Genomic DNA, 20861 nt, shown 5'->3' on the forward strand with positions numbered 1-20861 from the left:
GCTGACGCAGATTTTTCAGATCATGCAGGAACAGGGTTCTCAGCTCTTTAAAGAAATCGGTCAAGATCTGGCTCAAGCCCTGCAAAATGGTCGCGGATTTTCTCAGACTATAGGAACCTATCCTTTCTTTAAAAAGGAGTTGAGTCTCATCATCGAGTATGGAGAAGTCAAGTCCAAGCTAGGGAGTGAGTTGGAAATCTATGCAGAAAAGACTTGGGAAGCCTTTTTTACCCGAGTCAACCGCACCATGAACTTAGTACAGCCACTGGTTTTTATCTTTGTGGCCCTGATTATCGTTTTACTTTATGCGGCAATGCTTATGCCCATGTATCAAAATATGGAGGTAAATTTTTAAAATGAAAAAACTCATGACAAAATTAAAAAAAGCCAAGGTTAAAGCTTTCACTCTGGTAGAGATGTTAGTCGTCTTGCTCATCATCAGCGTTCTTCTCTTGCTCTTTGTACCCAATTTGACCAAGCAAAAGGATGCCGTTGATGACAAAGGAAAAGCTGCTGTTGTCAAGGTTGTGGAAAGCCAGGCAGAGCTCTATAGTCTGGACAAGAATGAAGATGCCAGCCTCAGCAAATTACAAGCGGACGGTCGTATCACAGCTGAGCAAGCTAAAGCTTATAAAGACTACCATGCAAAACAAAAAACAAGTCAAACTGTTGCAGATTAAGGCCTTTACTATGCTGGAAAGTCTCTTAGTTTTGGGACTTGTGAGTATCCTTGGTTTAGGCTTGTCTGGCTCTGTCCAGTCCAGTTTTGCAACGGTAGAGGAGCAGATTTTCTTTATGGAGTTTGAAGAACTCTATAGGGAAACGCAAAAACGCAGTCTAGCCAGTCAGCAAAAGACCAGCTTGAACTTAGATGGACAGACGATCAGTAATGACAGTCAAAAGTTGACCGTTCCTAAAGGAATTCAGGCACCATCAGGACAAAGCATTATATTTGACCGAGCTGGGGGCAATTCGTCCCTGGCTAAGGTTGAATTTCAGACCAGTAAAGGAGCGATTCGCTATCAATTATATCTAGGAAATGGAAAAATTAAACGCATTAAGGAAACAAAAAATTAAGGCAGTGATTTTACTGGAGGCGGTGGTTGCTCTAGCCGTTTTTGCCAGCATTGCAACCCTCCTTTTAGGACAAATTCAGAAAAATAGACAAGAAGAGGCAGAAATCTTGCAAAAGGAAGAAGTCTTGCGTGTGGCGAAGATGGCTCTGCAAACAGGGCAAAATCAAGTAAACATAAACGGAGTTGAGATTCAGGTATTTGCTAGTGAAAAGGGATTGGAGGTCTACCATGGTTCAGAGAAGTTGCTCAATCTTAAAGAGCAGTAAGGTAAGAGCGTTCACTCTTTTAGAATCTCTGATTGCCCTTATCGTCATTAGCGGAGGCTTGCTCCTCTTTCAGGCTATGAGTCAGCTCCTCATTTCAGAAGTTCGTTACCAGAAGCAAAGCGAGCAAAAGGAGTGGCTCTTGTTTGTGGATCAACTGGAGGTAGAGTTAGAGCGTTCGCAGTTTGAAAAGGTAGAAGGCAATCGCCTCTACATGAAACAAGATGGTAAGGATATCTCTATAGGGAAGTCTAAATCGGATGATTTTCGGAAGACCGATACCAGCGGACGGGGCTACCAACCTATGGTTTATGGACTCAAATCAGCACAGATTACAGAGGAAAATCAATTGGTTCGCTTTCGTTTCCAATTTCAAAAGGGCTTAGAAAGGGAGTTCATCTATCGTGTGGAAAAAGCAAAAAGTTAAGGCAGGCGTTCTCTTATATGCAGTTACCATGGCAGCTATTTTTAGCCTTTTGTTGCAGTTTTATTTAAATCGGCAAGTAGCCCATCACAAAGACTTTGCCCTAAACAAAGAAAAGTTGGCAGCTTTTGCCATGGCCAAGCGAAGTAAAGATAAGGTTGAACAAGAAAGTGGAGAACGAGTCTTTAACTTAGGAAAAGTCAGGTATCACAATACGAAAACAGGTTTTGCAACAAGTGTTCGTATGAATAAGGGCAACTATGAATTTCTCTTTCCTCCGATGAAAACCCAAGAAAAGAGAACAGCTAAAAAGGAAGAGGTAGCGACTGATTCAAGCAATCAAGCAGGGAAGAAAAAATCAGAAGAAAAGCCTGAAAAGAAAGACAAATCCTAGTCAATTCAACTTCTTTGTGCTAAACTAAAAGCATGAAACATGATTTTAATCACAAAGCAGAAACTTTTGATTCGCCCAAAAATATCTTTCTTGCAAATTTGGTTTGTCAAGCAGTTGAAAAACAGATCGCTCTTCTATCAGACAAAGAAATTCTGGATTTCGGTGGTGGGACAGGTCTATTAGCTTTGCCCCTAGCCAAGCAGGCCAAGTCGGTTACCCTTGTAGATATCTCGGAGAAAATGCTGGAGCAAGCCCGTTTGAAAGCAGATCAGCAAGAAATCAAGAATATCCAGTTTTTGGAGCAGGATTTACTGGCAAATCCCTTGGAACAGCAATTTGACCTGATTGTTGTCAGTCGGGTTCTTCATCATATGCCTGATCTAGATGCTACTCTTGCCATGTTTCACCATCATCTTAGGGAGAATGGACAGGTCCTCATTGCTGATTTTACTAAGATAGAGCCTAACCATCATGGTTTTGATTTAGCTGAACTGGAAACCAAGCTCGCCCAGTTTGGTTTTTCGAGCATTGACAGTCAGATCCTCTATAGTGCAGAAGATCTTTTCCTCGGAAATTACGCAGAACTCTTTTTAACTGTAGCCCAAAAATCACTCGCTGACTAAAGCAGTGATTTTTTCTCTTCAGATGGAAAAAAGGAGGGAAATTTGATAAGATAGGAATATGGATTTTGAAAAAATTGAACAAGCTTATACGTATTTACTAGAGAATGTCCAAGTCATCCAAAGTGATTTGGCGACCAACTTTTATGATGCCTTGGTAGAGCAAAATAGTATCTACCTGGATGGTGAGACCCAACTAGATCAGGTCAAGGAGAACAATCAAGCCCTTAAACGCTTAGCGCTTCGCAAGGAAGAATGGCTCAAGACTTACCAGTTTCTCTTGATGAAGGCAGGACAAACGGAACCTTTACAGGCCAATCACCAGTTTACACCAGATGCCATCTCCCTCCTCTTGGTACTTGTTGTAGAAGAGTTGCTTCACAAAGAGGAAATTAGCATCCTCGAAATCGGTTCTGGTATGGGGGTTTTGGGGGCTACTTTCTTGACTTCTCTCTCTAAAAAAGTAGATTACTTGGGAATCGAAGTGGATGACTTGCTGATTGATTTGGCAGCCAGTATGGCAGATGTGATTGGTTTGCAGGCTGGTTTTGTCCAAGGAGATGCCGTTCGTCCGCAAATGCTTAAAGAAAGCGACGTGGTCATCAGCGACTTGCCTGTAGGCTATTACCCAGACGATGCCATCGCTTCTCGCTATCAAGTGGCTTCTAGTCAAGAGCATACCTATGCCCACCATTTGCTGATGGAACAAGGCCTCAAGTACCTTAAGTCAGATGGCTATGCAATTTTTCTAGCTCCGAGTGATTTATTGACCAGTCCTCAAAGTGACTTATTAAAAGGGTGGCTCAAAGACGAAGTGAGTCTGGCTGCTATCATCGCTCTGCCAGAGGATATTTTCTCAACTGCAAGCCAAGCTAAAAGTATTTTTGTCTTACAGAAGAAAAGAGATAAGGAAATAGAACCCTTTGTCTACCCTCTTACTAGCTTGCAAGATCCGTCAGTTTTGTTGACCTTTAAAGAAAATTTTCAAAATTGGAGCAAAGGTACTGAAATATAAAAGAGATTTTGTTATAATAGATGAAAACGCTTAAAAAGAGGTATCATCTTATGACAAAAACAATTGCAATCAATGCAGGAAGCTCAAGCTTGAAATGGCAACTTTATCAAATGCCAGAAGAGAAAGTTTTGGCTAAAGGCTTGATTGAACGTATTGGATTGAAAGATTCAATTTCAACAGTAAAATTTGACGGTCGTTCGGAGCAACAAATTCTTGATATTGAAGACCACACACAAGCCGTTAAAATTTTATTGGATGACTTGATTCGTTTTGACATTATCAAAGGGTACGATGAAATTACAGGTGTCGGCCACCGCGTCGTTGCAGGTGGTGAATATTTCAAGGAATCAACAGTTGTTGAGGGAGATGTGTTAGAAAAAGTTGAGGAATTGGGACTCTTGGCTCCTCTTCACAATCCAGCTAACGCAGCTGGAATTCGCGCATTTAAGGAATTGCTTCCAGATATTACCAGTGTTGTCGTATTTGATACCTCATTCCACACAACCATGCCAGAAAAGGCTTATCGCTACCCTCTACCAACTAAATATTACACAGACAACAAGGTTCGTAAATATGGTGCCCACGGGACAAGCCACCAGTTTGTCGCAGGAGAAGCAGCGAAACTTTTGGGCCGTCCTCTAGAAGATTTGAAATTGATTACCTGCCATATTGGTAACGGGGCTTCTATCACAGCTGTTAAGGGTGGGAAGTCTGTGGATACTTCTATGGGATTCACACCACTTGGAGGTGTGATGATGGGAACTCGTACAGGAGATATTGACCCTGCTATCATCCCTTATCTCATGCAATATACAGAGGATTTTAATACCCCAGAAGATATTAGTCGCGTTCTCAATCGTGAATCAGGGCTTATGGGAGTTTCTGGTCAGTCAAGCGATATGCGTGATGTGATTGCTGCCATGGAAGCAGGAGATCATGATGCGACTTTAGCCTATGAAATGTATGTTGATCGTATCCAAAAACATATCGGTCAATACCTTGCAGTCTTAAATGGAGCAGATGCGATTATCTTCACAGCAGGTATCGGTGAAAATGCAGCTTTGGTTCGTGAGGATGTCATTTCAGGTATCTCTTGGTTTGGTTGTGATGTGGATCCAGAAAAGAACGTCTTTGGCGTAACGGGAGACATCTCAACTGACGCAGCGAAAATCCGTGTCTTGGTTATTCCAACAGATGAAGAATTGGTGATTGCACGCGATGTTGAGCGCTTGAAAAAATAAGTAAATACACGTAAAATTTGATTGTAAAAAGAAGTTGGGAAAGAGATTTTCCAGCTTTTTTTATGTAGAAAATGTCTAAAACCTTGCTGTTATTGGCTTTTTCAAAAAATATGGTATAATAGTAGTAATTTAATAGATGGAGTTGAGTTTTGAAGAAAAGCTTTCGTGTAAAAAGAGAGAAAGATTTTAAGGCGATTTTCAAGGACGGAACAAGTTTTGCCAATCGAAAATTTGTTGTCTACCAATTGGAAAACCAGCAAAACCATTTTCGAGTAGGACTGTCCGTCAGCAAAAAGCTGGGGAATGCAGTTACCAGAAATCAAATTAAGAGACGAATCCGGCACATTCTACAAAGTGTAAAAGGGAGTTTAGTAGAGCATGTTGATTTTGTCGTGATTGCCCGAAAAGGGGTGGAAACCTTGGAATATGCAGAGATGGAGAAAAACCTACTCCACGTATTAAAGTTATCAAAGATTTACCAGGAAGGAAATGGGAGTGAAAAAGAAACTACAGTTGACTAGTTTGTTAGGCTTGTCCTTGTTTATCATGACAGCCTGTGCAACAAATGGTACAGCTAGCGATATAACAGCAGATTCGACAGACTTTTGGAGCAAATTCGTCTATTTTTTTGCTGAAATTATCCGCTTTTTGTCCTTTGACATTAGTATCGGAGTGGGGATTATCCTCTTCACGATTTTGATCCGGACGATTCTATTACCGGTCTTTCAGACACAGATGGTTGCCTCTAGAAAAATGCAAGAGGCTCAACCGCGCATCAAGGCTTTGCGAGAGCAATATCCGGGTCGTGATATGGAAAGTAGAACCAAGCTAGACCAGGAGATGCGTAAGGTTTATAAAGAGTTAGGGATCAAACATTCATCCTCTCTCTGGCCGATTTTAATACAAATGCCTGTTCTCTTGGCACTCTTTCAAGCCTTGAGTCGAGTAGACTTTTTGAAAACAGGTCACTTTTTATGGATTAATTTGGGAGGAGTAGATACAAGTTTTGTCCTTCCAATTTTGGCGGCAGTCTTTACCTTCTTGAGTAGCTGGTTATCAAATAAAGCTTTGTCCGAAAAAAGTGGAGCTACGACAGGGATGATGTATGGTATGCCTGTATTGATCTTTGTTTTTGCCATCTCCGCCCCAAGTGGTGTAGCCTTGTACTGGGCCGTATCCAATGCTTACCAAGTTTTGCAAACCTATTTCTTGAACAATCCTTTCAAGATTATTGCTGAAAGAGAAGCAGTGGTGCAAGCAGAAAAAGATTTAGAAGGCAAGAAGAGAAGAGCTTTGAAAAAAGCACAGAAAAAGAAAAAATAAGGAGGAATCTGATAATGGTATTATTTACAGGTTCAACGGTTGAAGAAGCAATCCAAAAAGGATTGAAAGAATTAGACATTCCAAGAATGAAGGCCCACATCAAGGTCGTTTCAAAAGAGAAAAAAGGATTCTTAGGCTTGTTTGGTAAGAAGCCAGCTCAAGTTGATATCGAAGCGATTAGTGAAACGACAGTGATCAAAGCCAATCAGCAGGCCATTAAAGGGGTTCCAAAAGAAGTCAATGAAAAAAATGAACCCGTGAAAACAGTAAGTGAAGCAACTGTTGATTTGGGGCATGTAGTGGAAGCGATTAAGAAGATTGAAGAAGAAGGTCAAGGCGTTTCTGAAGAGGTCAAGGCTGAAATCTTGAAAAATGAAAAGCATGCCAGCACGATTTTGGAAGAAACAGGCCATATTTCAATTTTAAATGATTTGGAACCAGAGGATACTACCGAGGAAGTGGAATCTGCTCCAGAAAAAGAAACTGAAACGCAGGAAGCAACAAGTCAATCTTTGGAAGATTTAGGTTTGAAAGTAGAACCAAGTTATGACATCGAACAAGTGGCAACTGAAGTAGCTAGCTACGTTCAAACCATTGTAGATGATATGGATGTTGAAGGGACGATTTCAAGCGACTACAATCGCCGCACCATCAATCTTCAAATTGACACCAATGAACCAGGTCGTATTATCGGCTACCACGGAAAAGTCTTGAAAGCTCTTCAGCTGTTAGCGCAAAATTACCTTTACAATCGCTATTCAAGAACCTTCTACATCACGATCAATGTCAATGATTACGTTGAACACCGTGCAGAAGTCTTGCAAACCTACGCTCAAAAATTGGCGACTCGCGTTTTAGAAGAAGGACGTAGCCAACAAACTGATCCAATGTCAAATAGCGAACGCAAGATTATCCATCGCATTATTTCACGCATGGATGGTGTGACGAGTTACTCTGAAGGTGACGAGCCAAATCGCTATGTTGTCGTAGATGCAGAATAAGCAAAGCAAAATCAGGTTCATCCTGATTTTTTGCTAGGAAAGGAAAGATTCAGATATGCTGAAAGCAGTTAGAGAATACCTATCATTTGCAGGAGTCCAGTACCGTAATCCTGATAAAGCTGGCGATGAAAGAGAAAAGATGCTGGACTTGCGGCAAAAAGGTCAAGAGGCCCGGAAGGCTTTTACAGAACTGGCCAAAACTTTTCAAGCAAGTCATCCAGAATGGCAACTCCAACAGACTAGTCAGTGGATGAACCAAGCGCAACGCTTGCGGCCGCATTTCTGGGCCTATCTACAGAGAGAAGGTCAAGTGACAGAACCTATGATGGCTCTTCGTTTGTATGGAACACCTGATGATTATGGGATTTCTTTGGAAGTCAGTTTCATCGAGCGCAAGAAAGATGAACAGACTTTAGACAAGCAAGCCAAGGTTTTAGAACTTCCAGCGGTAGAAGGAATTTATTATCTAGTCTATTCAAATGGAGAAAGTCATAAGGTGGAGGTTACTAAGGAGAATCGTTGTGCTTTACGAGAGAAGCTGAGAAGTCAGGAAGTTCGTAAAGTTTTGGTTAAGGCAGATGTTTCCTTCATTGCAAATCAGTCAGTAGAAGCGATATTGGAGAAGCTAGAAGAGGCATATGCGCGCTTGCTTCCGTACTATGAAGTGACGAGGGAATAGAAAATCAAATGTGTTAGATGAACGCAAATTGTTTTATTGCTATTCTATGCATTTTTTCATATAATAGTAAAATAGGATGTGTGATTTATTAATCACCTCAAAGAGAAAGGAAATTCTATGTCAAATCTATCTGTTAATGCAATTCGTTTTCTAGGTATTGACGCCATCAACAAAGCAAACTCAGGTCACCCAGGGGTGGTTATGGGGGCTGCTCCTATGGCCTATAGCCTCTTTACAAAGCAACTTCGTATCAATCCAGCTCAACCAAACTGGATCAACCGCGATCGCTTTATTCTTTCAGCAGGACACGGCTCTATGCTTCTTTATGCCCTTCTTCACCTTTCTGGTTTTGAAGATGTTAACATGGATGAAGTCAAGAACTTCCGCCAATGGGGTTCTAAAACACCAGGTCACCCAGAATTTGGGCATACTGCAGGGGTTGATGCTACAACTGGTCCTCTAGGACAAGGGATTTCTACTGCTACTGGTTTTGCCCAAGCAGAACGCTTCCTAGCAGCCAAATATAACCGCGAAGGCTTCAATATCTTTGACCACTATACTTATGTGATCTGTGGAGACGGAGATTTGATGGAAGGTGTCTCAAGTGAGGCGGCTTCATACGCAGGCTTGCAAAAACTTGACAAGTTGGTGGTTCTTTATGATTCAAATGACATCAACTTGGATGGTGAGACAAAGGATTCTTTCACTGAAAGTGTTCGTGACCGTTACAATGCCTACGGCTGGCATACAGCCTTGGTTGAAGATGGAACAGACTTGGAAGCAATCCATGCGGCTATCGAAGCTGCTAAAGCTTCAGGAAAACCATCTTTGATTGAAGTGAAGACTGTTATTGGATACGGTTCTCCAAATAAACAAGGAACTAATGCGGTACACGGTGCTCCTCTTGGAGCAGATGAAACTGCGGCTACTCGCCAAGCTCTCGGTTGGGACTATGAACCATTTGAAATCCCATCTGAAGTATATGCTGATTTCAAGGAAAATGTTGCAGACCGTGGCACATCAGCTTATCAAGCTTGGATAAAACTAGTTGCTGATTATAAAGAAGCTTATCCAGAACTTGCTGCAGAAGTCGAAGCCATCATCGACGGACGTGACCCAGTTGAGGTGACTCCAGCAGACTTCCCAGCCTTAGAAAATGGTTTCTCTCAAGCAACTCGTAATTCAAGTCAAGATGCTTTGAACGTTGTCGCTGCTAAATTGCCAACTTTCTTAGGTGGATCAGCTGATCTTGCTCACTCAAACATGACTTATATCAAAACGGATGGACTTCAAGACGACGCTAATCGCTTGAACCGCAACATTCAGTTTGGTGTTCGTGAATTTGCTATGGGAACGATCTTGAACGGTATGGCCCTTCATGGTGGACTTCGTGTTTATGGTGGAACCTTCTTCGTCTTCTCTGACTATGTGAAAGCAGCTGTCCGCTTGTCAGCCTTGCAAGGACTTCCTGTGACTTATGTCTTTACCCACGATTCGATTGCAGTTGGTGAAGATGGTCCAACTCACGAACCAGTTGAACACTTAGCAGGTCTCCGTGCTATGCCAAATCTGAATGTTTTCCGTCCAGCAGATGCGCGTGAAACTCAAGCGGCTTGGTACCTTGCCGTGACAAGCGAAAAAACACCAACTGCCCTTGTCTTGACACGTCAAAACTTGACTGTCGAAGAGGGAACAGACTTTGATAAAGTTGCGAAAGGTGCCTATGTTGTCTATGAAAATGCAGCAGACTTTGATACGATCTTGATTGCAACAGGTTCAGAGGTGAATTTGGCGGTCGCAGCTGCCAAAGAATTGGCTAGCCAAGGGGCAAAAGTCCGTGTAGTTAGCATGCCATCAACAGATGTCTTTGACGCACAAGATGCAGCATACAAGGAAGAAATCCTTCCAAATGCAGTTCGCCGTCGTGTTGCAGTCGAAATGGGTGCAACTCAAAACTGGTACAAATATGTTGGTCTTGATGGTGCCGTTCTCGGTATTGATACCTTTGGAGCATCTGCCCCAGCACCAAAAGTATTGGCGGAGTATGGATTTACAGTTGAAAATCTAGTCAAAGTCGTTCAAAACTTGAAATAATCGCAGAAATCAGAGTGAAAACTCTGATTTTTTATAACCATAAAAACAAGGCACAATCTTGTAAAAGTAGCTGAAATTTGATATAGTAGTCCTATGTAAAATACAAAGGAGAAAATACTATGGAAAATATTAGTCCAAATTTAACATTTTTGATCATGCTTGTAGGTATGTTTGCCTTGATGTTCTTTATGCAACGTTCTCAAAAGAAACAAGCACAAAAGCGTATGGAAAGCTTGAACAAGCTTCAAAAAGGCTATGAAGTCATTACAATTGGTGGGCTTTACGGAACAGTGGATGAAGTAGATACTGAGAAAGGTACAATCGTACTGGATGTAGATGGCGTTTATTTGACTTTTGAATTGGCTGCGATTAAGACCGTTTTGCCACTCAAAGAAGCTGTGACACCAGAAGGAACAGTTGTTGACGAAGGCGGAGCAATCGAAGAATAAAACGGGACCTGTCACTCCCGTTTTTCTATGAGATGAGAGGAAAAGGGATGAAAAAAATAGTATTTGTTTGCTTAGGAAATATTTGCCGAAGTCCCATGGCAGAGTTTGTGATGAAGTCCATGACGAGCGATTACCACATCGAGAGTCGGGCGACGTCATCATGGGAACATGGCAATCCGATTCATAAGGGAACGCAAGGAATTTTCCAGCAATATCAGATCCCGTATGACAAAGATAAAACATCGCTTCAGATTGGCAGGGAAGACTTTGAATCGTTTGATTACATTATCGGTATGGATGCTTCAAACCTTTCAGATCTGCGTCACATGTGTCCTCAGGAACTACAGTACAAGATCTACTCTTTTGCGGCTGAAAGTGTCCCAGATCCTTGGTATACAGGAGATTTTGAGGAAACCTATGCTCGTATCACAAGTGGATGTCAAAGCTGGCTAGATCGATTAGAAAATGAGAGTGACAATGGAAAAGCTTAAACAATTTTATGAGAAGTGTAGAGTTTACCTAACTCGTCCTAGGTTAGAGCTCGTTGCAGTAGTTGTAATGGCACTCTGTGCTCTTTCGGTATTTCTGCTAAATACGCCTAAAAAGGGTGTCCTGACACTTGATGGTGGAGCTCTTGTTTATGATGGCACCTTGGTACGAGGAAAAATGAATGGTCAAGGAACCCTGACCTTTGAAAATGGAGACCAATATACAGGTGATTTCAATAATGGAGCCTTTAATGGGAAAGGAACTTTCCAATCAAAAGATGGCTGGAAATACGAAGGTGATTTTGTAAATGGTCAGGCTGAAGGTCAAGGGAAGTTGACGACAGAGCAAGAAGTCGTTTATGAAGGAACCTTTAAACAAGGCGTTTTTCAGCAAAAACAGTAGTCTCCAAGTTAGGAGGCTATTCTCAAAACCAAAAAAGAAAGCGCTTTCTTCGCTTGAATTCGATAACTAACTATCAACTAGAAAAACTTTGTGAAATAAAAAAATTTTTTCCATAATTTCACAATCGTCCAGACAAAACTCTATTGTATAGATATATTGAGAAAAAAATCACAATCTTAGAAAATTTCTTTGTGAAATGCTTATGAAACTGTTTACAAAGCATAAAAAAAGAGTTATAATAAACTTGTGAAAAAATTAACAAAGGATAACATCCTTAAAGGCTATGGAGGATAATATGGCTGATAAAAAAACAGTAACCCCAGAGGAAAAACAACTTGCTGCTGAAAAGCATGTCGATGGTCTCGTGAAAAAAGCCTTGGTTGCGCTTGATGAAATGCGCAAATTGAACCAAGAGCAAGTTGACTATATCGTAGCAAAAGCTTCGGTTGCAGCACTTGACGCACACGGTATCCTTGCACAACACGCAGTTGAAGAAACTGGTCGTGGAGTATTTGAAGACAAGGCGACAAAAAACCTATTTGCCTGCGAACACGTAGTGAACAATATGCGTGGAGTTAAAACAGTTGGAGTTATTGAAGATGATCCAATTACAGGTTTGACAAAGATTGCGGAGCCTGTAGGGGTAATCTGTGGTGTCACTCCGACAACAAACCCAACTTCAACAGCGATTTTCAAATCCTTGATTGCTTTGAAGACACGCAACCCAATCGTTTTCGCTTTCCATCCATCAGCTCAAGAGTCTTCTGCTCACGCAGCACAAATCGTTCGCGATGCAGCGATTGCAGCTGGTGCTCCTGAAAACTGTGTTCAATGGATTACAAAGCCATCTATGGAAGCAACTGGAGCGCTAATGAACCACGAAGGTGTTGCAACTATTCTTGCAACTGGTGGGAATGCCATGGTTAAAGCTGCATACTCATGTGGAAAACCAGCTCTTGGGGTAGGTGCCGGAAACGTTCCTGCCTATGTAGAAAAATCTGCTGACCTTCGTCAAGCTGCTCATGACATCGTTATGTCTAAATCATTTGATAATGGGATGGTCTGTGCATCAGAACAAGCGGTTATCATTGATAAAGAAGTGTATGACGAATTTGTAGAAGAATTCAAATCATATCACACTTACTTTGTAAACAAGAAAGAAAAAGCGCTTCTTGAAGAATTCTGTTTCGGAGTGAAAGCAAACAGCAAAAACTGTGCTGGTGCTAAACTAAATGCAAACATTGTTGGTAAACCAGCAGCATGGATTGCAGAACAAGCAGGATTTAGTGTTCCAGAAGGAACAAACATCTTGGCTGCAGAATGTGCAGAAGTAGGACCGAAAGAACCATTGACTCGTGAAAAATTGTCACCAGTTATCGCTGTCCTAAAAGCTGAAGACACAGAAGACGGTCTTACAAAAGCTCGCCAAATGGTTGAGTTTAACGGACTTGGTCACTCAGCAGCTATCCATACAAAAGACGAAGCTCTTGCTAAACGCTTTGGTACAGAAATCAAAGCAATGCGTATTATCTGGAACTCTCCATCTACTTTCGGTGGTATCGGTGACGTATACAATGCCTTCATTCCATCATTGACACTTGGATGTGGTTCATATGGACACAACTCAGTCGGTGATAATGTGAGTGCGATCAACCTTCTAAACATCAAGAAAGTAGGGAAACGTAGAAATAATATGCAGTGGTTTAAAGTTCCTTCAAAAATTTACTTCGAACGCAATTCTATCCAATACCTTCAAACATGTGAAGATATTGAACGCGTTATGATTGTTACAGACAAATCTATCGAAAAACTTGGCTTTGTTCAACGTGTTATCGATCAATTGAACGCACGTAGCAACCGTGTAACTATCCAAGTATTCTCAGATGTTGAACCAGATCCAGACATCACAACTGTAGAACGTGGTGCTGAAGTGATGAAAGCATTTGAACCAGATACAATCATCGCTCTTGGTGGTGGTTCTCCAATGGACGCGGCCAAAGTAATGTGGCTCTTCTACGAACAACCAGAAATCGACTTCCGTGACTTGGTTCAAAAATTCATGGACATCCGTAAACGTGCCTTCCGCTTCCCATCACTTGGTAAAAAAGCGAAGTACATCGGTATCCCAACAACTTCAGGTACAGGTTCAGAAGTAACACCATTTGCCGTTATCTCTGATAAGAAAAACAACCGTAAATACCCATTGGCTGACTACTCATTGACACCAACTATTGCCATTGTTGACCCTGCTTTGGTTGAGTCAGTTCCAGACTTCATCGCAGCTGATACAGGTATGGACGTCTTGACTCATGCTACTGAAGCCTACACTTCAAACTTTGCTAACGACTACACAGACGGTATCGCCCTTCAAACAATCAAACTTGTCTTTGAATGGTTGGAAAAATCTGTTAAGACAGCTGACCCGGAAGCACGTGAAAAAATGCATAATGCGTCTACAATGGCTGGTATGGCTTTCGCCAATGCCTTCCTTGGTATGAGCCACTCAATGGCCCACAAGATTGGTGGTGTTCACCATACTGTTCACGGACGTACAAATGCAATCTTGCTTCCATACGTTATCCGTTACAACGGTACTCGCCCATCTAAGACAACTACATGGCCTAAGTACAACTACTGGAAAGCTGATGAGAAATTCCAAGACATCGCGAAAATGCTTGGATTGCCTCACTCAACTCCAGAAGAAGCGGTTGAAGCGTATGCCAAAGCAGTTTACGATCTTGGTGAAGCAGTTGGAATCACAATGAACTTCAAAGGCTTTGGAATCGATGAAAAAGCTTGGAAAGACAGCTTGCATGAAATTGCCTTGCTTGCTTATGAAGACCAATGTTCACCTGCTAACCCACGCTTGCCAATGGTAGCTGACATGGAAGAAATCATGGCAGATGCTTACTATGGTTATGCAGAACGACCAGGACGTCGTAAATAATCGTTTATCAGCCTAGAGACAGGAGTTATCCTGTCTCTTTTTTTGTAAACTCTTAAAGAGTTGAAATTGGGGTTTCACCTTGATAATGAAGAGAATATGCAGATATTATAAAAGATTCTAGAGATATGCTTTGGAAATAAAAGAATGGATGAATAAAAAGGGGGAGAAAAAGTAGAAAAGCAGGAGAGAAAATCAACGCCCGTACTTGCAATTAAACTCAAATAGTTATATAATAGGTTTGTTGAAAGGTGATTTGTAGTGATTCAAGTTACTCTTTTCACAATAAAATTTTCATGATTTTCATAAGGAGGAAATCACTAATGGTAGTTAAAGTTGGTATTAACGGTTTCGGACGTATCGGTCGTCTTGCTTTCCGCCGTATCCAAAACGTAGAAGGTGTTGAAGTTACTCGCATCAACGACCTTACAGATCCAGTTATGCTTGCACACTTGTTGAAATACGACACAACTCAAGGTCGTTTCGACGGTACTGTAGAAGTTAAAGAAGGTGGATTCGAAGTTAACGGTAAATTCGTTAAAGTTTCTGCTGAACGTGATCCAGAACAAATCGACTGGGCTACTGACGGTGTAGAAATCGTTCTTGAAGCAACTGGTTTCTTTGCTAAGAAAGATGCAGCTGAAAAACACCTTAAAGGTGGAGCTAAGAAAGTTGTTATCACTGCTCCTGGTGGAAACGATGTTAAAACAATCGTATTCAACACTAACCACGACGTTCTTGACGGTACTGAAACAGTTATCTCAGGTGCTTCATGTACTACAAACTGCTTGGCTCCAATGGCTAAAGCTCTTCAAGACAACTTCGGTGTTGTAGAAGGATTGATGACTACTATCCACGCTTACACTGGTGACCAAATGATCCTTGACGGACCACACCGTGGTGGTGACCTTCGCCGTGCTCGCGCTGGTGCTGCAAACATCGTTCCTAACTCAACTGGTGCTGCTAAAGCTATCGGTCTTGTAATCCCAGAATTGAACGGTAAACTTGACGGATCTGCACAACGTGTTCCAACTCCAACTGGATCAGTTACTGAATTGGTAGCAGTTCTTGAAAAGAACGTTACTGTTGATGAAGTGAACGCAGCTATGAAAGCAGCTTCAAACGAATCATACGGTTACACAGAAGATCCAATCGTATCTTCAGATATCGTAGGTATGTCTTACGGTTCATTGTTTGACGCAACTCAAACTAAAGTTCTTGACGTTGACGGTAAACAATTGGTTAAAGTTGTATCATGGTACGACAACGAAATGTCATACACTGCACAACTTGTACGTACTCTTGAATACTTTGCAAAAATCGCTAAATAATTCTTGAGTCGATAAAAGCAAGGCCTTCTGGTCTTGCTTTTATTATATAGAAAAATGGATGATGCTATCATCCATTTTGTTTTAATTCTGTTTCGAAAGTATCTGAGAGGGCAGTAAAACTCAATTGTTCTAAGGTGAGTGGATGAGTAAAGGAAAGTCGAAAGGCATGAAGCATGAGCCTGCTTACCTTTGATCTAGAGTTATAGAGAGGATCGCCCAGGATAGGGTGCTTATGATGAGAAAGGTGAACACGAATCTGATGCGTTCGACCGGTCTTTAGTTTGCAACAGACAAGGGTAGTATGATTTGGAAATTGCTTTAATCTGCTTACATGTGTTTCAGCATATTGTCCATTTTTTGCATCGACTATTCTTTTTCTACGATCGTGTCGATCACGACCAATTTTATCTCGAAAGACAAGTTCTTTACTCTCTACTCGCCCTTCTATAAGTGCCCAGTACTCACGAGCGATTTCCTTTTTTTCCAACAAACGATTGAGAATGGGTAAGATAAAAGGATTTTTAGCAAAAAGCACTAAACCGCTTGTTTCCATGTCCAGGCGATGAACGACATAGCAGGTTTGACCAACGTAGGCAGAGACATGGTTGAGAAGGGCAATTTCATCTGGTTGATTGCCGTGCGTTTTCATCCCCTCGGGTTTGTTGACAACAATGAGATGTTGATCTTGATAAATCTCCTGAACGAGGTCTGGGTTGCCCCAAAGGATTTCCTTTGAGGGATAATCCTCCTCGTCAAAAGTCAATTGGCAAACATCCCCTGGTTTGACCATCTCGTTCCAGTGAACTTCTTTGTGGTTGATTAAGATGTTCTTCTTGATTCTCAAAAAATGGCGGATTTTTCTAGGGATGAGGAGTTGTTCCTCTAGGAATTGTTTGACCGTCATTTGAGGCAAGGATTCGGGTAATGTAAAAGTGAATTGCATACAGATATTGTAACAAAAAAAGCCCTATTTGGATAGGGAGTAGCTAAATTCTTGAGTTCCTATGGTGAAGATGATAAAATAAACGCATGAAATTAGATAAATTATTTGAGAAGTTTCTTTCTCTCTTTAAAAAAGAAACAAATGAATCCACGGAGTCTGATTCGACGAGCATGCGTCGTTCACGGAGCGATAGAAAAAAATTGTCCCAAGTAGGCCCAATTCGGAAATTCTGGCGTCGTTATCATCTGACAAAAATCGTCATCATTTTAGGGTTAAGTGCAGGTTTGATAGTAGGAACCTACCTATTTGCGATAGCCAAGTCTACCAATGTCAATGATTTGCAAAATGCCTTGAAAACGCGAACTCTGATTTTTGATCGCGAAGAAAAAGAGGCAGGAGCCCTGTCGGGTCAAAAGGGAACCTATGTTGAACTGACAGATATCAGTAAAGACTTGCAGAATGCTGTCGTCGCGACAGAGGACCGTTCCTTCTATAAAAATGATGGAATTAACTACGGTCGTTTCTTTCTAGCTATCCTTACAGCAGGTCGTTCTGGAGGGGGATCCACCATCACTCAACAGTTGGCAAAAAATGCTTATCTTTCTCAGGATCAGACCGTTGAACGGAAGGCCAAGGAGTTTTTCCTTGCCTTAGAGTTGACCAAGAAATACAGCAAGGAGCAAATCCTTACTATGTACCTCAATAACGCCTACTTTGGAAATGGGGTATGGGGTGTTGAAGATGCAAGTAAGAAATATTTCGGTGTATCGGCTTCACAACTAACGCTTGATCAGGCGGCCACTCTAGCAGGGATGCTCAAGGGACCAGAATTGTATAATCCATTAAATTCTGTTGAAACTTCGACCAACCGTAGGGATACTGTTTTGCAAAATATGGTTGCAGCGGGCTATATTGATAAAAATCAAGAGACCGAAGCGGCTGGAGTAGATATGGCTTCTCAACTGCAAGATAAGTATGAAGGCAAAGTTTCGGATTATCGTTACCCGTCCTATTTTGATGCAGTTGTCAACGAAGCGGTTTCCAAGTACAATCTCACAGAAGAAGAGATTGTTAACAACGGCTATCGAATCTACACAGAGCTTGACCAAAACTACCAAGCAAACATGCAGGTTATTTATGAAAACACTTCGCTATTTCCAACAGCAGAAGACGGAACGCATGCCGAATCAGGTAGTGTCGCTCTAGAACCCAAGACTGGTGGAGTGCGTGGAGTTGTTGGTCGTGTAGCTGGTGATGACAAACCAGGCTTTCGCAATTTCAACTATGCCACTCAGTCTAAGCGTAGCCCAGGCTCAACCATTAAACCTTTAGTCGTTTATACACCTGCAGTAGAAGCAGGATGGGCTTTGAACAAGCAACTGGATAATCATACGATGCAGTACAACAGTTATCAAGTAGACAACTATGCAGGTATTAAGACATCTCCAGAAGTACCTATGTATCAGGCCTTGGCGGAATCACTCAACCTCCCTGCAGTTGCGACTGTAAATGCATTAGGTATTGACAAAGCTTTTGACGCTGGGGAGAGATTTGGTCTGAATATGGAAAATGTTGATCGAGTTCTTGGAGTCGCTCTCGGTGGAGGCGTAGAAACGAATCCCCTCCAGATGGCGCAAGCCTATGCAGCCTTTGCTAATGAAGGTCTGATGCCTGAAGCGCATTTTATCACTCGTATTGAAAATGCCAGTGGTCAGGTTATCAAGAGTCATAAAAATTCTCAAAAACGAGTGATTGATAAGTCGGTAGCCGATAAAATGACCAGTATGATGCTAGGAACATTTACCAATGGTACAGGAATTAGTTCGTCGCCAACAGATTATGTTATGGCTGGAAAGACAGGTACTACTGAGGCTGCTTTTAATTCAGTATATACTAGTGACCAGTGGGTGATTGGTTATACTCCAGATGTGGTAATTACCCACTGGCTCGGCTTCCCGACGACGGATGAGAACCATTATCTAGCAGGTTCAACCTCAAATGGAGCAGCTCATGTCTTTAGAAGTATGGCTAATACCATTTTGCCATACACTCCAGGTAGCACTTTTACAGTTGAGAATGCTTATAAACAAAATGGGATTGAACCAGAAAATACGAAAAAGCAAGTTGTTGAAAATGAGACAAACCAGTCTGAGGACCCGATTGGAGATATTCGTAGTCGTGCACAAAATCTTGTAGATGAAGCAGGACGTGCGATTTCAGAAGCTAAGATAAAAGAAAAAGCCCAGACAATATGGGACTCAATCCTTAATCTATTTCGTTAAGAGGCTTGTCAAAGCCTAGGTTTCTTGTTATAATAGATAAGATGGAGGCGTTATGGCACTAAAAAAAGCAAGCCTAGCTTGTGCAGTTTGTGGTTCAAGGAATTATTCAATCAAAACTAGTGGGAACCCCAAGCCAACACGACTAGAAGTAAATAAATTTTGTAAACATTGTGGAAAATATACGACACATAGAGAAACGAGATAGGAGAGAACGATGGGTTTTATTAAGGATATTTTTAAACTTCTTAAAGAAACAACTTGGCCAACTCGCAAAGAAAGCTGGAGAGATTTTCGCTCTATTATGGAATACACAGCCTTCTTTGTGGTCATCATTTACATTTTTGACCAGTTGATTGTATCAGGTTTGATTCGATTTATTAACATTTTTTAGAAGAAAAGCAGAGAGCTTCTGCTAGCTTTCTTCTATATATGTATGAAAGGAAATATCATGGATAGTTTTGACAAGGGATGGTTTGTTCTACAAACTTATTCTGGCTATGAAAATAAGGTAAAAGAAAATCTATTGCAACGTGCGCAAACATATAACATGTTGGATAATATTCTACGCGTTGAGATTCCAACACAAACCGTGCAAGTTGAGAAAAATGGAAAGAAAAAGGAAGTTGAAGAGAATCGCTTTCCAGGTTATGTCCTTGTAGAAATGGTCATGACCGATGAAGCATGGTTCGTCGTTCGAAATACACCTAACGTAACAGGATTCGTCGGCTCACATGGTAACAGATCAAAACCAACTCCACTATTGGAACAAGAAATCCGTGATATTCTGGTTTCAATGGGACAAACTGTTCAAGAGTTTGATATTGATGTTGAAGTTGGCCAGACAGTCCGCATCATTGATGGCGCTTTTGCAGACTACACAGGGAAAATTACTGAAATTGATAACAACAAAGTGAAGATGATTATCTCTATGTTTGGTAATGATACGATTGCAGAAGTGAATCTCAACCAAATTGCAGAATTATAACCCCAGAGAGGCTTTGCCTCTCTTTTTATGTGCTGTTGAGGGAGGAAGAAGTATAGAATAGAGGAACTAGACCCAGGGGCTCTCGCATTTTGCTAAACTAAATGCAGAAAGGAGAGGTCTATGAATATAAAAGACTTATATGAAGAAAGTAAGGGAATCGTCCATAAGTGTCGCAAAGATTATCATTTGCATCTGTGGGAGAAAGAGGACTGGGATCAGGAAGGCATGTTATGTCTGTATGAGCTGGTGAGTCGCAATCCAGAGTTATTAGAGGGCGAGCGCCATCGACTTTATGTCTGCTTTAAAACAAAGTTTAGAAATCGTATCCTAGATTACATCCGTAAACAGGAAAGCCACAAGCGCCGTTTTGACAAAGAACCCTATGAAGAGGTGAGTGAGATTAGCCATCGTCTAGGAGAAAAAGGACTCAGGCTGGACGATTATTATCTCTTTCACGAACTTCTAAAGAATTACAAATCAAAGCAGAGTATGGAAAAACAAGAATTAATAGATCGTCTAATGGGAGGAGAAGTCTTTAGAGGACGTAAAGCTCTTCTGAGAGAACTTTCCCTAATCTTTTCAGAATTTCGGTAAAGAGGAAAAAAGTCCTTGACAAAGGTAAAAAAGTAGGTATAATAGAAAGAGTTGAAAAACTCAAGGTCCGTTGGTCAAGGGGTTAAGACACCGCCTTTTCACGGCGGTAACACGGGTTCGAATCCCGTACGGACTATGGTGTATTGCGGTTAAAAAAACTTGAAAAAAGTTTAAAAAATCTGTTGACAGAGGCAGGTAGCTGTGATATACTAATATAGTTGTCGCTCAAGAGAGAATGAGTGACAAAGACCTTTGAAAACTGAACAAGACGAACCAATGTGCAGGGCACTATAACTGAGGTTATAGTACTGA

At 41.4% G+C, this 20861-nt stretch carries 25 protein-coding genes and 1 tRNA gene; 25 read left to right on the forward strand and 1 reads right to left on the reverse strand.

Annotated features, from left to right (window positions below; translation table 11 throughout):
* From D8863_RS09795 to gap, 19 genes are all read left to right on the forward strand, one after another.
* Positions 1-355, forward strand: a 355-nt coding sequence (locus tag D8863_RS09795) for a type II secretion system F family protein (RefSeq protein ID WP_185761474.1), incomplete at its 5' end; no start/stop codon positions are given.
* A gap of 1 nt (position 356) precedes the next feature.
* Complete coding sequence (gene comGC / locus D8863_RS09800) at positions 357-680, forward strand: competence type IV pilus major pilin ComGC (RefSeq protein ID WP_061421834.1); 324 nt, start codon at positions 357-359, stop codon at positions 678-680.
* Positions 643-1077, forward strand: a complete 435-nt coding sequence (comGD, locus tag D8863_RS09805; RefSeq protein WP_185761475.1) for a competence type IV pilus minor pilin ComGD — start codon at positions 643-645, stop codon at positions 1075-1077. The genes comGC and comGD overlap by 38 nt, the downstream gene beginning before the upstream one ends.
* The gene (gene comGE, locus D8863_RS09810) at positions 1040-1342 is read left to right on the forward strand and encodes a competence type IV pilus minor pilin ComGE (RefSeq protein ID WP_185761476.1); all 303 of its coding nucleotides are present in this window, start codon (positions 1040-1042) and stop codon (positions 1340-1342) included. The genes comGD and comGE overlap by 38 nt, the downstream gene beginning before the upstream one ends.
* Complete coding sequence (gene comGF, locus D8863_RS09815; protein WP_125441805.1) at positions 1305-1766, forward strand: competence type IV pilus minor pilin ComGF; 462 nt, start codon at positions 1305-1307, stop codon at positions 1764-1766. Before comGE ends, comGF begins: the two co-directional genes overlap by 38 nt.
* On the forward strand, positions 1744-2157 hold the full coding sequence (gene comGG / locus D8863_RS09820) for a competence type IV pilus minor pilin ComGG (protein ID WP_125441806.1): 414 nt from the start codon (positions 1744-1746) through the stop codon (positions 2155-2157). The genes comGF and comGG overlap by 23 nt, the downstream gene beginning before the upstream one ends.
* 32 nt (positions 2158-2189) lie before the next feature.
* Positions 2190-2780 carry a class I SAM-dependent methyltransferase gene (locus tag D8863_RS09825; RefSeq protein ID WP_125441807.1) on the forward strand — a complete coding sequence of 197 codons (591 nt, stop codon included), beginning with the start codon at positions 2190-2192 and terminating at the stop codon, positions 2778-2780.
* Positions 2781-2838: 58 nt separating this feature from the next.
* Positions 2839-3792 (forward strand): class I SAM-dependent methyltransferase, encoded by a 954-nt coding sequence (locus D8863_RS09830; RefSeq protein WP_125441808.1) that lies wholly within the window; start codon positions 2839-2841, stop codon positions 3790-3792.
* Between the two features lie 50 nt (positions 3793-3842).
* Positions 3843-5033 carry an acetate kinase gene (locus D8863_RS09835; RefSeq protein WP_000167790.1) on the forward strand — a complete coding sequence of 397 codons (1191 nt, stop codon included), beginning with the start codon at positions 3843-3845 and terminating at the stop codon, positions 5031-5033.
* A 149-nt stretch (positions 5034-5182) separates the two neighbouring features.
* Positions 5183-5554, forward strand: a complete 372-nt coding sequence (gene rnpA / locus D8863_RS09840) for a ribonuclease P protein component (protein ID WP_000748120.1) — start codon at positions 5183-5185, stop codon at positions 5552-5554.
* Positions 5529-6356, forward strand: a complete 828-nt coding sequence (locus D8863_RS09845) for a membrane protein insertase YidC (protein ID WP_185756305.1) — start codon at positions 5529-5531, stop codon at positions 6354-6356. Before rnpA ends, D8863_RS09845 begins: the two co-directional genes overlap by 26 nt.
* 14 nt (positions 6357-6370) lie before the next feature.
* Positions 6371-7357, forward strand: a complete 987-nt coding sequence (gene jag / locus D8863_RS09850) for an RNA-binding cell elongation regulator Jag/EloR (protein ID WP_125441809.1) — start codon at positions 6371-6373, stop codon at positions 7355-7357.
* Between the two features lie 55 nt (positions 7358-7412).
* Positions 7413-8036, forward strand: coding sequence for a ribonuclease P (locus D8863_RS09855; RefSeq protein WP_125441810.1), 624 nt, complete (start codon positions 7413-7415; stop codon positions 8034-8036).
* A gap of 117 nt (positions 8037-8153) precedes the next feature.
* The gene (gene tkt, locus D8863_RS09860; RefSeq protein ID WP_125441811.1) at positions 8154-10130 is read left to right on the forward strand and encodes a transketolase; all 1977 of its coding nucleotides are present in this window, start codon (positions 8154-8156) and stop codon (positions 10128-10130) included.
* Positions 10131-10258: 128 nt separating this feature from the next.
* Entirely contained in the window at positions 10259-10579 is a 321-nt protein-coding gene (yajC, locus tag D8863_RS09865) for a preprotein translocase subunit YajC (protein WP_025168800.1), read from the forward strand.
* Between the two features lie 47 nt (positions 10580-10626).
* Positions 10627-11070, forward strand: coding sequence for a low molecular weight protein-tyrosine-phosphatase (locus D8863_RS09870; RefSeq protein WP_125441812.1), 444 nt, complete (start codon positions 10627-10629; stop codon positions 11068-11070).
* Positions 11057-11470, forward strand: a complete 414-nt coding sequence (locus D8863_RS09875; RefSeq protein WP_000413192.1) for an MORN repeat-containing protein — start codon at positions 11057-11059, stop codon at positions 11468-11470. Before D8863_RS09870 ends, D8863_RS09875 begins: the two co-directional genes overlap by 14 nt.
* A 295-nt stretch (positions 11471-11765) precedes the next feature.
* Positions 11766-14417 (forward strand): bifunctional acetaldehyde-CoA/alcohol dehydrogenase, encoded by a 2652-nt coding sequence (gene adhE / locus D8863_RS09880; RefSeq protein WP_061421821.1) that lies wholly within the window; start codon positions 11766-11768, stop codon positions 14415-14417.
* A 320-nt stretch (positions 14418-14737) separates the two neighbouring features.
* Positions 14738-15745, forward strand: a complete 1008-nt coding sequence (gap, locus tag D8863_RS09885; RefSeq protein WP_000260679.1) for a type I glyceraldehyde-3-phosphate dehydrogenase — start codon at positions 14738-14740, stop codon at positions 15743-15745.
* Between the two features lie 67 nt (positions 15746-15812).
* On the opposite strand, the gene D8863_RS09890 is transcribed toward gap, so the two are convergent.
* Positions 15813-16688 (reverse strand): RluA family pseudouridine synthase, encoded by an 876-nt coding sequence (locus D8863_RS09890; protein WP_125389319.1) that lies wholly within the window; start codon positions 16686-16688, stop codon positions 15813-15815.
* An 86-nt stretch (positions 16689-16774) separates the two neighbouring features.
* On the opposite strand from D8863_RS09890, the gene pbp2a reads away from it, so the two are divergent.
* The 6 genes from pbp2a (at position 16775) to D8863_RS09920 (ending at position 20685) form a co-directional block, all read left to right on the forward strand.
* Positions 16775-18970 (forward strand): penicillin-binding protein PBP2A, encoded by a 2196-nt coding sequence (pbp2a, locus tag D8863_RS09895; protein WP_125389317.1) that lies wholly within the window; start codon positions 16775-16777, stop codon positions 18968-18970.
* Positions 18971-19022: 52 nt separating this feature from the next.
* A complete protein-coding gene (rpmG, locus tag D8863_RS09900) occupies positions 19023-19175 on the forward strand; it encodes a 50S ribosomal protein L33 (RefSeq protein ID WP_009755504.1) in 153 nt (50 codons plus the stop codon).
* A gap of 9 nt (positions 19176-19184) precedes the next feature.
* Entirely contained in the window at positions 19185-19361 is a 177-nt protein-coding gene (gene secE / locus D8863_RS09905) for a preprotein translocase subunit SecE (protein ID WP_000505776.1), read from the forward strand.
* A gap of 57 nt (positions 19362-19418) precedes the next feature.
* Positions 19419-19955 (forward strand): transcription termination/antitermination protein NusG, encoded by a 537-nt coding sequence (nusG, locus tag D8863_RS09910; protein WP_000376732.1) that lies wholly within the window; start codon positions 19419-19421, stop codon positions 19953-19955.
* A gap of 120 nt (positions 19956-20075) precedes the next feature.
* Positions 20076-20549: a sigma-70 family RNA polymerase sigma factor gene (locus D8863_RS09915; protein ID WP_125389314.1), complete on the forward strand. Its 474-nt coding sequence runs from the start codon at positions 20076-20078 to the stop codon at positions 20547-20549.
* Between the two features lie 64 nt (positions 20550-20613).
* Positions 20614-20685 (forward strand) — tRNA-Glu (locus tag D8863_RS09920).
* The last annotated feature ends 176 nt before the right edge of the window (positions 20686-20861 follow it).

This window comes from Streptococcus oralis (assembly GCF_003943825.1).
GTDB lineage: Bacteria > Bacillota > Bacilli > Lactobacillales > Streptococcaceae > Streptococcus > Streptococcus oralis_CD.